Below are 500 nucleotides of genomic sequence, written 5' to 3'. Positions count from 1 at the left end.
GACGCCAATCTTAAAACTCAGTTGAAGGCCTACCTGGAAAAGGTCAGCCTGCCGTTCGAGATCGTCGCCTCCCTCGATGACGGCGCCAAGTCCCGTGAGCTGCACGGGCTGCTCGAAGACATCGTCGGCCTGACCGACAAGATCACCCTCAAGACCGACGGCACCGATGCCCGCAAGCCGTCGTTCTCGCTCAACCGCCCCGGGGCGGACATCAGCCTGCGTTTCGCCGGCATCCCCATGGGCCACGAATTCACCTCCCTGGTGCTCGCCCTGCTGCAGGTCGGCGGCCATCCGTCCAAGACCGCGGCGGACGTGATCGAGCAGATCAAGGGCATCGAAGGCGAATTCAACTTCGAAACCTACTACTCGCTGTCCTGCCAGAACTGCCCGGACGTGGTCCAGGCGCTGAACCTGATGGCGGTGCTCAACCCCAACATCCGCCACGTCGCCATCGACGGCGCGCTGTTCCAGGACGAAGTCGAGCAGCGCCAGATCATGTC

The 500-nt window shown here is 63.0% G+C and carries 1 pseudogene; it reads left to right on the top strand.

Features of this window, described 5'->3' with window-relative positions:
* Positions 1 to 500: pseudogene (locus G7026_RS22500) on the top strand (alkyl hydroperoxide reductase subunit F); the annotation flags it as partial.

The sequence above is a fragment of the Stutzerimonas azotifigens genome (genome assembly GCF_013522725.1).
GTDB lineage: Bacteria > Pseudomonadota > Gammaproteobacteria > Pseudomonadales > Pseudomonadaceae > Stutzerimonas > Stutzerimonas azotifigens_A.
Note: the sequence above shows the minus strand (reverse complement) of the source record. Positions and strands in the feature narration are given on the sequence as shown.